A 16247-nucleotide genomic window follows, 5' to 3' on the forward strand; every position below is an offset into this window, starting at 1 on the left:
CGTGTTGCACTTTAAATTATCGCGTTTGCGCGAGGATGTTCCCTCCCTTCTAAAACTCGCAGGCCCACTTCTCATTGGTCAACTAGCAGTCATTACCTTTGGTGTTTTAGATACTGCAATGACAGCGCGCTATTCTGCCGATGACTTAGCTGCTCTGGCAATGGCTTCAGCGATCTTTATTAGTATTTATGTTGGGCTCACTGGCGTAATCTCTGCCCTTGCCCCAATTGCCGGACAACTCTTTGGAGCCAAGCGTTTTGGTGAGATTGGCGAGGAAGTGCGCCAAGCCACCTGGCTCGCTCTTGGGCTGACCTTATTAGGCGCTGCGATCTTGCTCAATGCAGATCACTTACTAGAAATCTCTCAAGTAACACCAGATATTGAAGGTAAGGCCAAGTTGTATCTCAATATCCTAGCAATTGGTTTGCCGGCCAGCATGGCAATGCGCGTGCTCATGGCGCTTCACAATGCGGTTTCAAGGCCAACAGTTATTACCGTAGTGCAACTGATCGGCTTGGGCTTAAAACTGCCACTCAATCTTTTGTTTATTTATGGGGGCTTGGGCATTGAAGGTATGGGTGGACCAGGCTGCGCAGTTGCTACTGTCATCATCAACTGGTTCTGGCTCATCATCACGCTAGGCTTTGTGCTCTTTGATGGCTTCTATAAACCATTCAAAATATTTGTACGCTTTAGTTGGCCTGACTGGCATCGCATCTGGACCCTACTCAAATTGGGTGCGCCCATTGGCTTTAGTTATTTAATTGAAGTGACCTCTTTTACATTTATGTCACTCTTTATTGCGCGCTTAGGCACCACTGCTTTAGCTGGCCATCAAATTGTGGCGAATATGGGAACGGTAATTTACATGGTGCCCCTGTCCCTATCGATTGCCACGATGACTTTAGTATCTCAATCTATTGGCGCAGATAAACAAGAACGTGCAGAAGAAATTGGCTGGTCGTCGGTTTTCTTCACCACCACTTTATGTGTTTTCATTGGGGTGATGGTGTGGATTTTTAGAGTGGACTTACTAGATCTTTACGATCCACCGGACGAGGTGAAGGCATTCTCCATCCCCCTCTTTCTGTTTATTGCTTTTTACCAACTCTTTGATGCCTTGCAAGTGACTGCAGCATTTATTCTGCGTGCCTATCGTATTGCCTTCTGGCCTATGCTGATTTATGCAGGCTCACTTTGGGGTGTAGGTTTGGGTGGTGGATATTTGATGGGCTTTAATGTATTAGGCAATACGCCGGAGTTTTTACAAGGCGCTAACGGCTTTTGGGCTGGCAATAGTATGAGCCTAGGATTAGCTGCTCTACTCTTACTCTATCTCTTTAGAAGAACGGCAGCACGATTTGAGAAAACGCATCCGCCGGTTCAGGTTTAATTTCGGTAAATTGTTTTACTGAATCGGTTTAAATCCACTACTTGGAGGCCTGTAGTTAGGGTTGCCTCCCTGCGATGGATAACTTGGTACCTGATTGCCTTTGGAGTACATACACTGTTGGTAAGCGATGTTGTATTGCGCCTGCGCTTGGTTTTGTTTGCCAGATGCATTCATAGCACCCATGGCGGCACCACCGAGTAAGCCAACGCCTGCACCAGTACCAATGTTCTGACTACTGCCTCCCTGAATGACAGCACCAGCTGCCGCACCGATAGCTGCGCCGATTGCCGCACTGGTCGCGCCTTCTTTTAAGGCAGCATTACTAGTATCTTTGATTGCATTTGCAGCAAACTCACGGCACTGCTGATCTTCTTGCTGGAACACTTCAAAAGGTTTGCCTTCACGCGGCATGATGGCGATCGTTGGGCCAGTTGGCGCAGAGACACAAGCAGCTAAAGAGACTAAAGAGCTGATGATGACCAAAGTCAGTACGGCACGTTTCATATTCATTTCCTAAATTGAGTCACTTAGTTCATTGGTTAATTTTGTCTGTACTGCTTGGTAGGCGCGTTGCCCGACGGTGGCATTGCCGGCTGAGTCTGCCAGCCTGACGCACAACTTTGTACGTATGGAAAGTATTGCCCACTTGCTTCACAGTAATACCAAACTGGAGCCTGGGGCTGAGAAGCCAATACCATAGGCTGCTGCGGAGTCGCATAGCTCACCACGGGTGGCGCTGCATAAACTACGGGTGGTGCATAGTAGCCAGCAGCATAAGGGTAGCCATAGCCAGGACCATAATATCCACCACGCCAGCCTGGGCCCCATCCGCCGCCATAGCCTGGCCCATATGCTGCAGGACGCCAACCGCCACCATAGCCACCCCCAACAGAGACCGCCCAGCCGACATTACCCGCCTGAGCTGGTGCCGACGCCGATATAAGCGCTAATAGTCCTGCTATCGTGAGGAGCATCATCATCACTTTAGAGATGCTGTATTTGTATTGCAGTTGAGCTGTATTCATAGTGGACCCCTTTAAATGGTCGCCTCCTACTACCTTTAACGCATCAGCTAAATCCAAGCTGACAGGAATAGGGCTTTTATTAAGATATTTATTACTTTGCCGCATTGTGCTACTGCTCTAATTTTGCGCCTGATTTGTAAATAACCCTACCCCATTTATTCGTCTCGGATTGGATCAGCTTCTGAAGGTCTTGGGGACTTCCTGGCGCTGGTTCCAAACCACTGGCACGAAGCTTATTTTTGACTTCGGTCTGATTGAGGGTTTGGCGAGTTAGGGTATTTAAACGCTTTTGTAGATCTGGAGGTAGATTTGCTGGCGCCATGAGAGAAAACCACGAGGTTGCCTCAAATCCAGGTAAGCCTTGCTCTGCCATGGTCGGAATCTCTGGAGCTACTGGAGAGCGTTTTAGAGTCGTTACTCCCAAAGCCTGAACCTCACCCGCCTTAATCAAAGGCAAGGATGAAGACAGGTTGTCAAACAACATAGAAATACGACCACTGATGAGATCAGGCAAGGATTGGGCTCTTCCTTTATATGGAATATGCCGAATCTGAACACCAGTCATCTCTTTAAAGAGTTCGCCAGACATATGCAATGAAGTGCCGACACCAGATGAGCCAAAAGTAAGCTCATTCGGTTTGGCTTTGGCGAGCTCAATGAGTTCGTGAAGATTATTGACGCCCAACCTCTTATTGACCACCAGTACATTGGGGGTGCTCGCTAAAAAACTAATGGGCGTGAAATCATTGATCGGATGAAAAGACATCTTGTCATAAAGGGCGCCGTTGATTGCATGAATACCTACAGTACCGATCAGGAGTGTGTAGCCATCCGGTTCACTCTTGGCTACCAGCTCAGCGCCAATATTGCCGCCATAGCCGGGACGATTTTCTACCAGCACTGGCACACCTAGACTTTTCTGCCAACTTTCAGCTAGTACACGCGCCAAAATATCGGGCGCACCACCGGGGGTAAATGTCACCACAATTTTGATGGCTTGTTTAGGCCAAGCAGTATCGGTTTTAATTGTTTGGGATTGGGCGAAATTAGTGAGGCCCAAGAAAACCAGTAAGGTTAGAAGACACTTCACAGGCGCCGACTTAAAAACCAAAACGCGTACGCAGCCAAATCCATCCCTCATATTGAACAGGATCATCAGCACAAGGGCCAATGCCGCATTCCAGCAAAGTAGAAGCTAGGTTAGCAAAGACTAAAACAATAAATAGAATGATTAATGTATTGGCCAACAAGGATCGTGAGCGTACTTCTCGATTAGGTAACATCAAAAGAATCGCAAGCCCTGCGATGAGGCCAAGGTAAGCTACGAAAGCCCAGGTATAAAAATGCAGCTCCAGAAAAGTGGCACCAAATCCCTTGTCTCCCGGTAAAACATGCAAGAGTACTTGGCGCAAAGATACCGTCATGCCTACTAAGCCACCAATGATGCCCCAGCCATAGTGAGCAGAATGCGCACCACAACGAATATTGAGCACTAGTGCAAAGCCGATAATCACAAAACCCATACGCTGCATAAGACACAGTGGGCATGGCAGTTCACCGAAATACAGTTGATCGACAAAGGCATAGGACAACATGCCAATAATCGCAGTCAAAGCCAACTGATTACCAAGACCTGCCAAAGAAGGAAAAGAGTGCTTACTCATCTTCTTTAGAAATTGAGATTGAGATGACTGTTCGCATGAATGCGGAACCAGAACATCAAGATGCCAACGGTAATAGCCAGTAGCACTAAACCTGCCAGTCGTTTCTCAAACCACACAAGGACAAGACCGATAAAGGCTGTCAGGAAAGGTAGAAACATATACATAAATGAATTCTATCGCAGGTCGATCTATACCGAAAAACAAGCGCCTCAAAGGGTCTTTTGTATAGAATGAGGCAATGAACTCCGCCCCACCCTGCATCGACCTTCAGCTTGATGGATCTACAGCCCGAATCACCTTCAATAATCCTAGTGCACGCAATGCCTTGACATGGCCTATGTATGAAGAACTCAAGCGAATTTGCGATGCGATCGCAAACATGCCAGAGATCAAGGTAGCTATTTTTAGAGGCGCCGGTGATAAAGCCTTTGTATCGGGCAGCGACATACAGCAATTTGTAGATCTCAAAAAAGATGAGCCTTATGAAGTTGCCGTAGATGCTATTTTTCACTCCCTTCAACATTTGCCGATTCCGACAATTGCACTCATCGAAGGATTAGCAGTAGGTAGCGGCTTACTCATTGCTACTGCATGTGATTTCAGAATATCGACCAATGATGCGCGCTTTGGTATTCCAGTCGCCAAGACCTTGGGTAACTGTTTATCGCCCAGCAATCTATCTTGGATTGCTTATCACTTAGGCGTGCCAATGGTAAAGCGCATGTTACTCAGTGCAGAACTGATTACAGCACCCGAGTTACTTGGCTCAGGCTACCTCTACCAAACTACTACCCCTGATGCTATTGCAGAAGTAACTGAAGTTTTAGCTGGGAAATTAGCGACCCTCGCACCCATGACACAAAAGGCGAGCAAAGTCACTTTGGCACGCTTGATGGAGAGTAACTTACCGGATTGCACCGAGCTCATGAGGCAGACTTACAACAGCCTTGACTTCAAAGAAGGGGTCAATGCCTTCCTTGAAGGACGCCCGCCTCAGTGGCTTGGTAAATAAAGATCGACCACCATTTCGATGACCGCCTGATTTAGGATTTCGAGTTTAAGAAATCCACTACCGTCTGAACAAAAACATCCGGCGCTTCAATGTGCGGAATATGCCCGACATTATCTAGGGGAACTAACTTTGCATTCGGAATGACCTGCGCTGCTTTACGACCTAACTCAGGAAAATTACCTAAAGACTTGACCGCTTCGGGTGGAGCAAAGCGGCGACCAAATACGGTTCTGTCTTTCTGGCCAATAACCAGCAATACCGGCATCTTCAGTTGAGGCAAGTCACCCACTACTGGTTTTTCAGCAATCATCTGATAAGTTAACACTGAGGTCTTTGCATAGGCTGGGTAGTCAGGTCCTTTTTGAATCCTGACATAGACCTCTACAAACTGCTCAAAGCTTGGCTGCCACACTGGAAAGTACGATTGCAAGAAACGGCGATAACTAGTTTCTGTTTGCGCCATCTCCAACTTCAGTAAGTTGTCATTGGTCTGTGGCGGAATATCTTTGCTGTAGTCTTCAAGACCCAATGGGTTTTCCAAGATCAGTTTCTGGACAGTTTTAGGATAAAGGCGCGCAAACCGGATACCCACCATACCGCCCATCGAGTTGGCAATCACTGAAGTCTTACTCACGCCAAGCGATTTCAACAAAACTTGTGTGTTCTGGGCAAGATCATCGAAATGGTATGCCACGTCTGGTTTAGAAGATTTGCCAAAGCCAATCTGATCCGGGGCAATGACTCGGTAGCCTGCCGCAGTCAATCCTTTGATCGTAGGCGCCCAATAATCACTGGAGAAATTTTTCCCATGAAACAAAACTACGACACCCTTCTGCTTGCCAACTGCAGGCACATCCATATAAATCATGCTGGCGGGCTGCCCTTGAAGAGAGGTTTTAAATTCTTTAGTGGGATAGGGATAAGGCCAAGTACTCAGGCGTAAATCTAAAGGACTTGCATTGGCATAGCGACTGGGTGGTGGAGCTTCAACTTTGGGCTGATCAACCGATGTACAAGCTGAGATAAAAACTCCTCCCACGCACATCACCAAAGCGATACCCAGTGCCTTCATTTTCATCTCCACCCCTTTGTCTGTCTGAACTGCTTAAACTATTTATACGATCTTGATTTTCAGAGGACTTAAACCTTCAACTGATCCCTCAAGTACATCACCTTTTTTCACAGGACCCACGCCTGCAGGCGTGCCAGACATAATCAAATCGCCTGGCTCAAGCGTAAACAAGGTAGAGAGATAAGCAATGGTGTCAGGAACATTCCAAATCAATTGATTTAAGTCACCCTCTTGGCGCACTTCTCCGTTCACCAAAAGCTTCACTGTGCCTTTAGTTGGATGACCAAACTGAGTAGCAGGGGTCAGCGCAGCGCAGGGGGCGGATTGATCAAATGCTTTGCCAGTATCCCAAGGACGACCCATTTTTTTGGCCTCACCTTGCAAGTCACGACGAGTCATATCAAGACCAACTCCGTAACCATAGACATGCTCGAGCGCTTTATCCGCAGAAATATTGACACCACCTTTACCAATAGCAACGACCATCTCAATCTCATGATGAACATCATTTGATAGATTTGGATATTGCATATCTTTACCATCGGTAACGATCGAGTTAGCTGGCTTCATAAAAAAGAATGGCGGCTCACGATCGGGATCATGACCCATCTCACGAGCATGATCAGCATAGTTACGACCCACACAATAAATGCGATTCACAGCAAAACGACGGGTATCGCCCACTACGGGTAGCGATGGAACAATGGGTGGATCGATAACGTATGTCGTGCTCATAAATGGCCTTTCTAATAAGTGTCTAATGTTTTAATCATTCTGATCTAAATGAATTATGACACTACTTGAATCAATGGCATTACTGACCCTTGCTACGGAGTTTGAGCACTAAGATGCTCAGAGCTAAGGCAAAGGTCAAGGCATTTGCCAGAATCAAAGGCCACTTCTCAATAATGAGTCCGTAGATAAGCCACAAACCTACCCCAGCAGTAAATAAGCTATACATTCCCACCGAGATTCCAGAGAGATCTCGGGTGCGCCAGGATTGAACAGCTTGAGGCAAAAAGGCAATCGTGGTTAAAAATGCAGCGCAGTAGCCAATGAGCTCAATCTGATGTGGCAGTAAATTCATGTCATTACTGCTTTTTATTCAAGCCGGCCTTACGCGATTCAATTTCTTTATTAATAGCTGCTAGAGTTTTTGCGTCAGGAGACTTCCAGTTTCCACCCGCCTTATTAGCCATATAAGCCACTGCATCTGAGAAACCTTCAACTGTGAGATTGGGGTTACCACCTTTAGCAGGCATTCCTCTCACACCAACATAAGCGTGTGCAGTCAAGGTGACCTGGCCTTCAGCAATCAATGGAGCCCATTGAGCTTTATCCCCGAACTTGGGAGCCTTGAGAACGCCAGCGCCATGGCAGGCTGCGCAGACTTGCTTATACGTATTCTCACCGGGTTCAGCAAGGGCAGCGAATGGGGAGAGGAAACAAGCAACAAGAATAAAGGGGCGGAAGAATGATTTCATGGGCAAGTTCTCTGAGGTCAGTGGGTATGACTCATAATTTATCTCATTTTCAGATGGTGCACTCTTTTAGGCTCGCACTACTTAAAGCCAGCCTTCAATCTGCCGGTTTAACCCAATCGACTTATAGCCTGGACTAGCGCTAGAGAGAACACGAATTTTCCGAATGAGTTTTGCAAGATCACCATTGATACTCAGATCCTCATTCATCGCCAGAAAGAAGATCTCGTCTTTAAGCTGAATAAAATCCAGGCCATTTTCTAAGGCAATACTTTTAACACCCATACCTACGTCTGCCTTTTTAGCCAATATCGCCGTAGCAATTGCGGAGTGAGTGAACTCTTCAGTTTCATAGCCCTTAATGCCATGTGTATCAATACCCTCTTTAGACAAAATGGTATCTAAGAGCAAGCGCGTACCAGATCCTTTCTGACGATTAATAAAGCGCACTTTGGGTCTTAGCAAGTCTTTGGCTGAAATGATATTGAGAGGATTTCCCTTGGCTACTAATAGGCCCTGCACACGCTTCATCACAGGGAATATTTTCATACCCTCTTTTTGCAGTCTCCTAGAAATGATCAGAGAACTCTGCGCATCGGAAACATGGAAGCCAGCAATATCGACTTCATAATTCAGTAGACGTTCCAAAGCCTCACCCGATCCAGCAGTAATGAGTTCAATACCATCAAAATTGAATACTGCTTTTTGAATAATCAGGTCACTACTACTAGCAAGGCGTAATTGTTTTTTGGCCTTCACTCTGAATTGAGCAAACCCCTCTTCTAGATGCGCGAGACTAGATTGCCCCAATCGCATCGTCTTTTGATCAAAGTCTTCGGTAAATTGAATCAAGTATCTTGCGTATTCCGATAACTGAGAGCCATGCCCCCTCACTCGATCAATTAATTTAAAGCCCAGCGCCATTTCCACCTCATTGAGCTTTTGCCAAACATTTCTATAAGAAAGCCCCATTTTTTTACAGGCAGACATCAGTGTTTTGCCGTGATCAATATCCTTTAATAAGGCAGTCAACCACACCAAATCGACTACAGCGGGATCTTTTGCATTCTTACTTCCAAAAACTAGGGTTGGTCGAATCTGAATTCTCATATGTAATTTTTTGCATATTGATGTTTTGTAATATGACAAATCTTAACCGAACCTAACTGATGGAGCTCAATTCAAATGACATTCTCATTTAACCGATTAATGGCAAGCGCCATTGCTGCACTGCTGCTTGTAGGAAGCTCAGCTTACGCACAAGAGAAAAGCATTATCCTTTCTTCTACTACCTCCACAGAGCAGTCTGGTCTTTTTGGCTTCATCCTGCCGATCTTCAAAATGAAGAGTGGAATTGAAGTCAAAGTAGTTGCTGTTGGAACTGGACAAGCCCTAGACATTGGACGTCGTGGCGATGCAGATGTCGTGTTTGTTCATGACAAACCTGCCGAAGAAAAGTTTGTTGCTGAGGGCTTTGCCACAAAACGTATTGAAGTTATGTACAACGACTTTGTCTTGATTGGACCTAAGTCAGATCCAGCCAAAATTGGCGGTGGCAAGGACATCAAAGTCGCATTTCAAAAGATCGCTACAGCACAGGCACCTTTTGTATCCCGTGGTGACAAGAGCGGTACACACGCTGCTGAATTGCGTTACTGGAAAGATGCCGCTGTCACAGTGGCTCCAAGTGCTTGGTATAAAGAAACTGGCTCAGGCATGGGTCCAGCATTAAATACTGCTTCAGCAATGAATGGCTACATCTTGGCTGATCGTGCTACTTGGCTTTCATTTAAGAACCGTGGTGATTTGACAATCTTGGTTCAAGGTGATCCAAAGCTATTTAATCAATATGGCGTGATGTTAGTCAACCCAGCTAAGTTCTCGCATGTGAAAAAATCTGAAGGCCAAGAATTCATTGATTGGATTACTTCCAAAAATGGTCAAGACGTGATTGCCAGCTATCAAATTGGTGGCGAACAACTCTTCTTCCCGAATGCCAAGAAATAATGCATATGAAATATCCACATCTATTCACTAGTACCCTACTCACCACTTTGCTATTAGGACTTGGAATGCAAACGTCGACAGCGCAATCCAATCCGCCAAAAGTAGAGGCTACTTATGGTCAAGGTGCTAAGAGCTTTAAATTAGCCACTGGTAGCCCTGGTGAGTTGGGTTTACTACAACAACTTGGTGAGGCCTTTGATAAAAAAGAAGGTGCGCGCTTGGTGTGGATTAAGGCAGGAAGCGGCGCTTCCCTCAACTTGCTGAAAACGAAGCAAGTTGACATGATCATGGTGCATGCACCAGATGGGGTTAACAAAGCAATTGCTGAAGGATGGGCAACTGGTAGAACGCTGATTGGATCTAATGAGTTTTATATAGTGGGCCCCAAAGCCGATAAGGCCAAGATCCAATCTGCAAGTAGTGGTGCAGATGCTTATACAAAGATTGCGAAGACCCAAGCCAACTTTATCTCTCGAGGTGATAAATCGGGTACGCACCAAAAAGAAATGGATATTTGGAAAAAAGCGGGGGTCGCGCCAGAGGGTAATTGGTATATCGTGACTAATGACTTTATGACAGCATCACTCAAAAGAGCGAATGCAGATAAAGCGTATTTCATGACAGATAGCAGCACTTGGGTGGCGGAGAAAAATATCGCTCCTGAGTTGCAAATTCTGTATCGAGGGGATCCTTACTTAGTCAATACCTATGATGCTTTAGTAGCACCTGTAGGTGCAACTGAAAATCGCGATATTGCTGCTAAGTTCATTCAGTTTGTAGCATCTGATGAAGGTCAGGCCATCATTCGCAATTATGGAAAAGCTCAGTACAAAGAAGCCCTCTACAATGATGCCGTCTACGCCAAACAATACGTCCAATAGGAGAAATCATGGAACTTAAAGTCAAACTTAGCGCACGCAATACTCTTAGCGGAAAAGTAGTTGAACTCAAAATGGGTCAAACTACCTCTCACGTTAAATTAGATATCGGTGCCGGTCATATTGTCACCGCATCCATTACCAATGAGGCAGTTGACGAGTTAAATCTCAAGGTTGGAGATCAGGCTTGGGCGGTCATTAAAGCCTCTGATGTCATGATTGCTAAAGACGCTTAAGTGATTAGCTGGTATGCAAAAGGCCCGCAATGCGGGCCTTTTTCTTTAGTACATCAGCACTAAGTCATGCTGAATACATTATTAAATGCTTACTTCTTTGGTGTTACGAAACCAATTGCAGTGTCGTCAACGAACTCCACCATCACGTCATCACCAGCCTTGAATTTCTCAAGACCTAAAACGCTTTGATCCACTTTCACTTTTTGCTTCTCACCTGATGGCAATGTGAATGTCACAACACGGGTTTTTGCATCGATTGTGCTAATTTTGACGGTTGCATAAACAGTATCAGTAGTCTCTTCAAATGGCTTAGCTGAACCTTTGCCAGAGATGACAACTGCACGGACACCTGAAACGCCAGGCTTAGCATCCTTAGGGGCTGCAACCAAACCAACTGCAATCGCTTGAGCATGTTCAACTACAAACAGATCGCCCTTCTTCACTTTATCCAAATCATTGACCTGCTTGGATACATTCATTTGAGCCAAGTTACCGTTAGCGTCTTTTAGCACTACGATGCGCTTCTTTACGTCGACTGAATCAACAGTAGCAGTCAATACAACTGCTTCGGCTGCCAAAGGCAACATTTTTGCAGGGGCTTGAGCAAATACTGAGCCTGCAACAACTAAACCGAGTGAGGCAACTAATGTAGCTAGTAAAGATTTCTTCAAAATAACTCCTAAATAAAGGTTTTAAGGGGCAATGCTAAGCAAAGCCTCCGATTTATTCTAACCTTAGAGCTCACATTTAAACCTTAAATGAGTGCAATTTGCTAAATTAGGAGCCTCGATGAGTTATTTACCCCCTCTACTTTCAATAACAGATCGCTATTGTTATGGCACTGGTTATGGCTATGGTGATCCTGATTAAAACCTGGCAGGATGCCGAGCTAGATGCTTACCCCATTCGAAAGCGCGTCTTTATCGAGGAGCAAGGTGTTCCAGAAGAGATGGAGATAGATGAATTCGATCTTAATGCCCTGCATGCTCTTGCCTATGCAGACTCAGAATGTATAGGTACTGCTCGCTTAGTGACTCTATTTGGGGGCATTGGAAGAATTGGACGTATGGCGGTACTGCCAAAGTATCGAGGGCACGGCATTGGTAAACAACTACTAGGGGCTTTACTAAAAGCATGTCAATCTCAGGGTATTAAGCAAATAGAGCTGCATGCCCAAGTAACAGTAATCCCGTTTTATGAGCAATTTGGGTTTATTGCCCAAGGCGATGTTTATGATGAAGCCGGCATCCCACATCGCGATATGATTCTACGTATCTAACAGTATTGAAATGATCATGACTCAGACCAATCATCCACCTTTCCTTTTTCGCGTTTGCTACTCCGATACCGATGCGGCAGGCTTCGTGTATCACGCTCGTTATCTAGAGATCTTTGAGCGTAGTCGCTCAGAATGGCTTCAGCAACGAGGCTTAAGCCCAACAAAATTGGTGAATGAGTTTGGCATTCTTCTTCCAGTTCGAGAAATCACCATGAACTTTCATAGGCCAGGACGTTTGGATGATCTGTTCAGTATTGATCAAATCATTGAGCATCGTGGTCGCACTCAAATTGCAGTAAAACAAACTGCTAAACGAATTGTTGCGGGTAGCGAGCCTGAGCTGATTGCCAGTGCCGTTCTTCATATCGTTTGTGTTGACACTACCACCCTTAAGCCCAAGGGACTTCCTGATTGGCTATTTGCAGTTGATCAATAAGACTTCCATTTAGGAACCTATATGCAAGAAGGAAAATTACTGAGCTTTGTGAAGGGTCTCGCAAGCTTGCTGGAAACTAAGCCCAGTGAGGAGATCATTTTTTCCAAGGGTAAAAAACTCTTAGAAAACTTAATTGCGTTTGATGATTGGTTGCCAGAGGAGTTTTGCAAACCACATCCACAGTATTACCAGCAATACTTGCTATATGCAGACCCGTTGGATCGCTTTTCAGTAGTGAGTTTTGTGTGGGGTTCTGGTCAAAAGACGCCACTGCATAACCATACCGTCTGGGGAATGATTGGTCAGTTACGCGGGCAAGAACGTAGTGCCAACTATTACCGCCAGTCTGATGGCAGCTATCAAGCTGATGGAGCTTTTATTTGCAATCCAGGTCAAGTAGCCACTGTCTCCCCCGATACACATGACATTCATGTAGTTGAGAACGCCTTGAGCGACCAAACTTCCATCAGCATCCATGTTTATGGTGGAAATATTGGCCGCATCGAACGAGCTGTGTTTGACCCGATTACAGGTTCTGAAAAATTATTTATCTCGGGATATGCCAATTCTGTAACGCCAAATCTTTGGAATGCGGCCTGATAGCTTAAAATAGCAACTCTTTCTGCAAACACTGCAAGTGTGGCAGCTCACCCCATTGGCCGGGATAGTCGTTTAATTGAATACGGGCCAATATTTATTTGGCTCCTATGTTATTTACAGATCTTGGTTTATCAGAACCCATTCTTCGCGCGATTAGCGAGGAAGGTTATACCAGCCCTACCCCCATTCAAGAAAAATCAATCCCTGCAGTATTAAAGGGTGGAGATTTACTAGCAGCAGCTCAAACCGGCACCGGTAAAACTGCCGGCTTTACACTGCCGATTCTTCAACGCTTAAGCAGTACAGCTAAGGCTGGTGGCAAGCGTCAATTACGCGTATTGATTTTGACTCCCACCCGTGAACTCGCTGCTCAGGTTCAAGAATCCGTTGTTACCTACGGCAAATATACGGGCCTTAAATCGACTGTTATTTTTGGTGGGGTCGGCGCTAATCCCCAAATTAAAGCCATTGCTGCAGGGCTCGATATTTTGGTGGCAACACCAGGTCGCTTGCTCGACTTAATGTCACAGAACTGTGTCTCACTTGCCAACATAGAAATTCTGGTGCTTGATGAAGCAGATCGTATGTTAGATATGGGCTTCTTGCGAGATATTAAAAAGATCCTGGCAGTATTGCCAAAGCAACGACAGAACTTACTGTTTTCAGCGACCTTCTCTACCGAGATTAAAGCCTTAGCAGATGGCTTGTTAAATTCACCAGCATTAATTGAGGTGGCACGGAGTAATAGCACCAATGATGCTATTGCCCAGCTCATCCACCCAGTAGATAGAAACCAAAAACATCCTCTGTTAGCGCATCTGATTAAATCAAATCAGTGGCAGCAGGTCCTCGTATTTACTCGTACAAAACATGGCGCCAATAAATTAGTTACCCAACTTGAGAAAGATGGCATTACCGCCATGGCTATTCATGGTAATAAGAGCCAAAGTGCTCGCACCAAAGCTTTAGCAGAATTTAAGGATGGCAAGATCACTGTTCTAGTAGCTACTGATATTGCTGCGCGCGGTATCGACATTGATCAACTACCTCACGTTGTGAACTACGATCTGCCAAATGTCTCTGAGGATTATGTTCACCGCATTGGCAGGACTGGTAGAGCTGGTTCAAACGGAGTTGCCGTTTCTTTAGTCTGCGTTGACGAACATCAGATGCTCCGAGATATTGAAAAACTCATCAAGCAAAAGCTGCCGCAAGAAGTCATTACTGGATTTGAACCAGATCCGAATGCCGTAGCACAACCAATCCAATTGAGAAGCCAACAGCACCAACAATCCAGAAAGCCTCGGGCAGGCAATGCTGGCGGTGGTAATAGTAGTGGTAACGGCGGAGCCAGGCCTGCAGCTAAGCGTAGTAACCCACCCAAGCGCAGCTTTAATCGATAGACATCGGGTTTGAAACGGGCTGCATTGAAGAGCCCGCTCTCAATCTAGCTTTAGATCAAATACACTAGAAAAATCGAGCTGTCCATTACCGGCTTGACTGTGGGCCTCGTAGAGTCTGCGGGATAAGTCGCCGAGTGGAATGCTCGCATCCAAATCACTTGCGTTCTCAGTAGCTAAACCTAAATCTTTTAACATCAGATCTACGCCAAAGCCACCCGCATAGCCCTTTGAGGATGGCACGTTTTCCATTACCCCAGGACAAGGGTTGTAGAGCTCTAATACCCAGTTACGCCCAGAGCTCTTAGACATGATGTCGGAGAGTACCTTCGGGTCCATGCCATTAGCGATACCCAGGCGCAATGCCTCGCTCGTACCGAGCATCTGGATGCCCAAGAGCATGTTATTGCAGACCTTCACGGTTTGACCACTGCCGCTTGGACCTGCATGAAAGATATTCTTACCCATCTTCTCTAGCAATGGTCGAGCTCGATCAACATCATTGCCGTCCCCACCCACCATAAAGGTTAAGGTCGCAGCCTGCGCACCGGCTGTTCCTCCGGATACGGGCGCATCAATCATGGCAAAGCCCTTGGCTTTTGCTTGGGCAGCCACCGCCTGCGATACCTTGGGAGAAATCGTGGAGCAGTCGATTAATAAGGTCTTCGGATTGGCCACGGCAAGCAAGCCAGAATCGCCCAAGTACAAAGCCTCGACATGTCGTGAGGCCGGCAGCATGCTAATAATGACATCTGCATCAGGAACAGCGTCGGCTGCACTCGACGCAGGAACTCCTCCGCCAGCCTTAAAGGCATCCAGCTGAGCCTGAACCAGATCAAATCCCCGAACCTGGTGACCTGCTGTAACTAAATTGAGGGCCATCGGAAGACCCATATTGCCCAAACCTAAAAATGCGACTTTCATATACGCCCCGTATGCAATAGTAAAGTTCTAACATCTCACTATAGCTTGCTAATAAACTAGTTTGATCAATTATTGGGGAATGAAATGACTATTAAGGTAATTGGCCTTATTCAGCTAAATGATCTTGAGGCATTTGAGGAGTACCGGTCGCAAGTAGGAGATACCGTGAGCCTCTATCAGGGCAAGATCCTCTCTCGTGGATCGTTCAGTACATTTTTATGGAATGAACTGAAATGTGATTCCTTTAACGCCGTTGTAGAGCTAGAGTTCCCAGATCTAGAACACTCTGAATCCTGGGCTAATAGCCCTGAGTATCAAAACTTACTAGCGATTCGCAGTAAAGCGATGAAGCTCACTTTATTTTCTGTCAGCTTATAAAAATAAAGCCCGGCTCCTTGTGGGGGCCAGGCTGAATTCAGTTTGGAATCAGAAGAGTTACTTCTTAGCTTCCATAGCCTCTTTGGCAGCAGTAATTTCTTTACGACGCTCTTTGCATGCACCAGCAATTTCTTGCAAAGCTTTACGGGCACGAGCAGCGGATGCCTTGACACCCTTTTCAATAAACTTTTCGTTTTCTGCTTTGTAAGTTTCAAATGCAGCCAACAATGTATCGTGTTGTGACATCCTGTCTCCTAGATCTTTAATAAAAGTTTGAGTACTAAGCTCGGAAATAGTATATCCCCATAAAAAGCAGGGAATTACAGGTCTAGCCCTAGGGATAACTCTTATATTGCCCAAATCCACCAAAATATGAAAAATGCCCTATTTACGGCTTTTAGTCCGATATCGTGCGTGAAAATTGAAGATTTCCTTAGATGAATACCTAAATTAACCACCCCA

Annotated in this window: 23 protein-coding genes; 10 read left to right on the forward strand and 13 right to left on the reverse strand. The window is 45.7% G+C overall.

Annotation, left to right across the window (positions count from 1 at the left end; genetic code table 11):
- Nucleotide 1: 1 nt before the first annotated feature.
- Entirely contained in the window at nucleotides 2–1393 is a 1392-nt protein-coding gene (locus ICN27_RS06240; protein WP_216269384.1) for an MATE family efflux transporter, read from the forward strand.
- A 15-nt stretch (nucleotides 1394–1408) separates the two neighbouring features.
- Here ICN27_RS06240 and ICN27_RS06245 read toward each other — a convergent pair whose 3' ends face one another.
- From ICN27_RS06245 to ICN27_RS06265, 5 genes are all read right to left on the reverse strand, one after another.
- Nucleotides 1409–1897: a glycine zipper family protein gene (locus tag ICN27_RS06245; RefSeq protein ID WP_215307564.1), complete on the reverse strand. Its 489-nt coding sequence runs from the start codon at nucleotides 1895–1897 to the stop codon at nucleotides 1409–1411.
- 35 nt (nucleotides 1898–1932) lie between these two features.
- Nucleotides 1933–2418, reverse strand: a complete 486-nt coding sequence (locus ICN27_RS06250) for a hypothetical protein (RefSeq protein ID WP_216269385.1) — start codon at nucleotides 2416–2418, stop codon at nucleotides 1933–1935.
- Nucleotides 2419–2527: 109 nt separating this feature from the next.
- A complete protein-coding gene (locus ICN27_RS06255) occupies nucleotides 2528–3574 on the reverse strand; it encodes a tripartite tricarboxylate transporter substrate binding protein (protein WP_255535045.1) in 1047 nt (348 codons plus the stop codon).
- Nucleotides 3519–4082, reverse strand: coding sequence for a disulfide bond formation protein B (locus tag ICN27_RS06260; protein ID WP_216269386.1), 564 nt, complete (start codon nucleotides 4080–4082; stop codon nucleotides 3519–3521). Before ICN27_RS06260 ends, ICN27_RS06255 begins: the two co-directional genes overlap by 56 nt.
- A 5-nt stretch (nucleotides 4083–4087) precedes the next feature.
- On the reverse strand, nucleotides 4088–4246 hold the full coding sequence (locus ICN27_RS06265) for a DUF5993 family protein (RefSeq protein WP_216269387.1): 159 nt from the start codon (nucleotides 4244–4246) through the stop codon (nucleotides 4088–4090).
- Between the two features lie 74 nt (nucleotides 4247–4320).
- Between ICN27_RS06265 and ICN27_RS06270 the strand changes: the two genes are divergently transcribed.
- Entirely contained in the window at nucleotides 4321–5094 is a 774-nt protein-coding gene (locus ICN27_RS06270) for an enoyl-CoA hydratase/isomerase family protein (RefSeq protein ID WP_216269388.1), read from the forward strand.
- Nucleotides 5095–5125: 31 nt separating this feature from the next.
- Here the strand turns inward: ICN27_RS06270 and ICN27_RS06275 are convergent, their stop codons facing one another.
- From ICN27_RS06275 to ICN27_RS06295, 5 genes are all read right to left on the reverse strand, one after another.
- The gene (locus ICN27_RS06275; protein WP_255535046.1) at nucleotides 5126–6172 is read right to left on the reverse strand and encodes an alpha/beta fold hydrolase; all 1047 of its coding nucleotides are present in this window, start codon (nucleotides 6170–6172) and stop codon (nucleotides 5126–5128) included.
- A 36-nt stretch (nucleotides 6173–6208) separates the two neighbouring features.
- Complete coding sequence (locus tag ICN27_RS06280; RefSeq protein WP_216269389.1) at nucleotides 6209–6901, reverse strand: fumarylacetoacetate hydrolase family protein; 693 nt, start codon at nucleotides 6899–6901, stop codon at nucleotides 6209–6211.
- 79 nt (nucleotides 6902–6980) lie between these two features.
- The gene (locus ICN27_RS06285) at nucleotides 6981–7253 is read right to left on the reverse strand and encodes a SemiSWEET transporter (RefSeq protein ID WP_216269390.1); all 273 of its coding nucleotides are present in this window, start codon (nucleotides 7251–7253) and stop codon (nucleotides 6981–6983) included.
- Between the two features lie 4 nt (nucleotides 7254–7257).
- Nucleotides 7258–7650 (reverse strand): cytochrome c5 family protein, encoded by a 393-nt coding sequence (locus ICN27_RS06290; protein WP_216269391.1) that lies wholly within the window; start codon nucleotides 7648–7650, stop codon nucleotides 7258–7260.
- An 81-nt stretch (nucleotides 7651–7731) separates the two neighbouring features.
- On the reverse strand, nucleotides 7732–8757 hold the full coding sequence (locus ICN27_RS06295; protein WP_216269392.1) for a substrate-binding domain-containing protein: 1026 nt from the start codon (nucleotides 8755–8757) through the stop codon (nucleotides 7732–7734).
- Between the two features lie 75 nt (nucleotides 8758–8832).
- Between ICN27_RS06295 and ICN27_RS06300 the strand changes: the two genes are divergently transcribed.
- From ICN27_RS06300 to ICN27_RS06310, 3 genes are read left to right on the forward strand one after another with little or no spacing between them, the layout of a single operon-like run.
- The gene (locus tag ICN27_RS06300; RefSeq protein WP_216269393.1) at nucleotides 8833–9654 is read left to right on the forward strand and encodes a substrate-binding domain-containing protein; all 822 of its coding nucleotides are present in this window, start codon (nucleotides 8833–8835) and stop codon (nucleotides 9652–9654) included.
- Nucleotides 9655–9659: 5 nt separating this feature from the next.
- Nucleotides 9660–10535 (forward strand): substrate-binding domain-containing protein, encoded by an 876-nt coding sequence (locus tag ICN27_RS06305; RefSeq protein ID WP_216269394.1) that lies wholly within the window; start codon nucleotides 9660–9662, stop codon nucleotides 10533–10535.
- An 8-nt stretch (nucleotides 10536–10543) separates the two neighbouring features.
- A complete protein-coding gene (locus ICN27_RS06310; protein WP_046330336.1) occupies nucleotides 10544–10768 on the forward strand; it encodes a molybdopterin-binding protein in 225 nt (74 codons plus the stop codon).
- An 89-nt stretch (nucleotides 10769–10857) separates the two neighbouring features.
- Here ICN27_RS06310 and ICN27_RS06315 read toward each other — a convergent pair whose 3' ends face one another.
- Nucleotides 10858–11439: a hypothetical protein gene (locus tag ICN27_RS06315; protein ID WP_251370797.1), complete on the reverse strand. Its 582-nt coding sequence runs from the start codon at nucleotides 11437–11439 to the stop codon at nucleotides 10858–10860.
- 176 nt (nucleotides 11440–11615) lie between these two features.
- Here ICN27_RS06315 and ICN27_RS06320 point away from each other — a divergent pair, with 176 nt between their 5' ends.
- The 4 genes from ICN27_RS06320 to ICN27_RS06335 all read left to right on the forward strand — a co-directional run bounded on the left by ICN27_RS06320 (nucleotide 11616) and on the right by ICN27_RS06335 (nucleotide 14486).
- Nucleotides 11616–12047, forward strand: a complete 432-nt coding sequence (locus ICN27_RS06320; RefSeq protein ID WP_216269395.1) for a GNAT family N-acetyltransferase — start codon at nucleotides 11616–11618, stop codon at nucleotides 12045–12047.
- Nucleotides 12048–12063: 16 nt separating this feature from the next.
- Entirely contained in the window at nucleotides 12064–12483 is a 420-nt protein-coding gene (locus ICN27_RS06325) for a YbgC/FadM family acyl-CoA thioesterase (protein WP_216269396.1), read from the forward strand.
- A 21-nt stretch (nucleotides 12484–12504) separates the two neighbouring features.
- Nucleotides 12505–13083: a hypothetical protein gene (locus ICN27_RS06330; RefSeq protein ID WP_216269397.1), complete on the forward strand. Its 579-nt coding sequence runs from the start codon at nucleotides 12505–12507 to the stop codon at nucleotides 13081–13083.
- A 107-nt stretch (nucleotides 13084–13190) separates the two neighbouring features.
- Nucleotides 13191–14486 carry a DEAD/DEAH box helicase gene (locus ICN27_RS06335; RefSeq protein ID WP_216269398.1) on the forward strand — a complete coding sequence of 432 codons (1296 nt, stop codon included), beginning with the start codon at nucleotides 13191–13193 and terminating at the stop codon, nucleotides 14484–14486.
- 39 nt (nucleotides 14487–14525) lie between these two features.
- Here ICN27_RS06335 and mmsB read toward each other — a convergent pair whose 3' ends face one another.
- A complete protein-coding gene (gene mmsB, locus ICN27_RS06340) occupies nucleotides 14526–15407 on the reverse strand; it encodes a 3-hydroxyisobutyrate dehydrogenase (protein WP_216269399.1) in 882 nt (293 codons plus the stop codon).
- Between the two features lie 84 nt (nucleotides 15408–15491).
- Between mmsB and ICN27_RS06345 the strand changes: the two genes are divergently transcribed.
- Complete coding sequence (locus tag ICN27_RS06345; protein WP_215307590.1) at nucleotides 15492–15785, forward strand: DUF1330 domain-containing protein; 294 nt, start codon at nucleotides 15492–15494, stop codon at nucleotides 15783–15785.
- 57 nt (nucleotides 15786–15842) lie between these two features.
- On the opposite strand, the gene ICN27_RS06350 is transcribed toward ICN27_RS06345, so the two are convergent.
- On the reverse strand, nucleotides 15843–16031 hold the full coding sequence (locus ICN27_RS06350) for a hypothetical protein (protein WP_173942993.1): 189 nt from the start codon (nucleotides 16029–16031) through the stop codon (nucleotides 15843–15845).
- Nucleotides 16032–16247 lie beyond the last annotated feature (216 nt).

Source organism: Polynucleobacter sp. Nonnen-W13 (assembly GCF_018881735.1).
Lineage (GTDB): Bacteria > Pseudomonadota > Gammaproteobacteria > Burkholderiales > Burkholderiaceae > Polynucleobacter.

Coding starts and splice junctions, on each gene's coding strand:
- ICN27_RS06245 (WP_215307564.1), bottom strand. CDS start 1,897: ATGAAACGTGCCGTACTGACTTTGGTCATCATCAGCTCTTTAGTCTCT.
- ICN27_RS06250 (WP_216269385.1), bottom strand. CDS start 2,418: ATGAATACAGCTCAACTGCAATACAAATACAGCATCTCTAAAGTGATG.
- ICN27_RS06255 (WP_255535045.1), bottom strand. CDS start 3,574: ATGATCCTGTTCAATATGAGGGATGGATTTGGCTGCGTACGCGTTTTG.
- ICN27_RS06260 (WP_216269386.1), bottom strand. CDS start 4,082: ATGAGTAAGCACTCTTTTCCTTCTTTGGCAGGTCTTGGTAATCAGTTG.
- ICN27_RS06265 (WP_216269387.1), bottom strand. CDS start 4,246: ATGTATATGTTTCTACCTTTCCTGACAGCCTTTATCGGTCTTGTCCTT.
- ICN27_RS06270 (WP_216269388.1), top strand. CDS start 4,321: ATGAACTCCGCCCCACCCTGCATCGACCTTCAGCTTGATGGATCTACA.
- ICN27_RS06275 (WP_255535046.1), bottom strand. CDS start 6,172: ATGAAAATGAAGGCACTGGGTATCGCTTTGGTGATGTGCGTGGGAGGA.
- ICN27_RS06280 (WP_216269389.1), bottom strand. CDS start 6,901: ATGAGCACGACATACGTTATCGATCCACCCATTGTTCCATCGCTACCC.
- ICN27_RS06285 (WP_216269390.1), bottom strand. CDS start 7,253: ATGAATTTACTGCCACATCAGATTGAGCTCATTGGCTACTGCGCTGCA.
- ICN27_RS06290 (WP_216269391.1), bottom strand. CDS start 7,650: ATGAAATCATTCTTCCGCCCCTTTATTCTTGTTGCTTGTTTCCTCTCC.
- ICN27_RS06295 (WP_216269392.1), bottom strand. CDS start 8,757: ATGAGAATTCAGATTCGACCAACCCTAGTTTTTGGAAGTAAGAATGCA.
- ICN27_RS06300 (WP_216269393.1), top strand. CDS start 8,833: ATGACATTCTCATTTAACCGATTAATGGCAAGCGCCATTGCTGCACTG.
- ICN27_RS06305 (WP_216269394.1), top strand. CDS start 9,660: ATGAAATATCCACATCTATTCACTAGTACCCTACTCACCACTTTGCTA.
- ICN27_RS06310 (WP_046330336.1), top strand. CDS start 10,544: ATGGAACTTAAAGTCAAACTTAGCGCACGCAATACTCTTAGCGGAAAA.
- ICN27_RS06320 (WP_216269395.1), top strand. CDS start 11,616: ATGGCTATGGTGATCCTGATTAAAACCTGGCAGGATGCCGAGCTAGAT.
- ICN27_RS06325 (WP_216269396.1), top strand. CDS start 12,064: ATGACTCAGACCAATCATCCACCTTTCCTTTTTCGCGTTTGCTACTCC.
- ICN27_RS06330 (WP_216269397.1), top strand. CDS start 12,505: ATGCAAGAAGGAAAATTACTGAGCTTTGTGAAGGGTCTCGCAAGCTTG.
- ICN27_RS06335 (WP_216269398.1), top strand. CDS start 13,191: ATGTTATTTACAGATCTTGGTTTATCAGAACCCATTCTTCGCGCGATT.
- mmsB (WP_216269399.1), bottom strand. CDS start 15,407: ATGAAAGTCGCATTTTTAGGTTTGGGCAATATGGGTCTTCCGATGGCC.
- ICN27_RS06345 (WP_215307590.1), top strand. CDS start 15,492: ATGACTATTAAGGTAATTGGCCTTATTCAGCTAAATGATCTTGAGGCA.
- ICN27_RS06350 (WP_173942993.1), bottom strand. CDS start 16,031: ATGTCACAACACGATACATTGTTGGCTGCATTTGAAACTTACAAAGCA.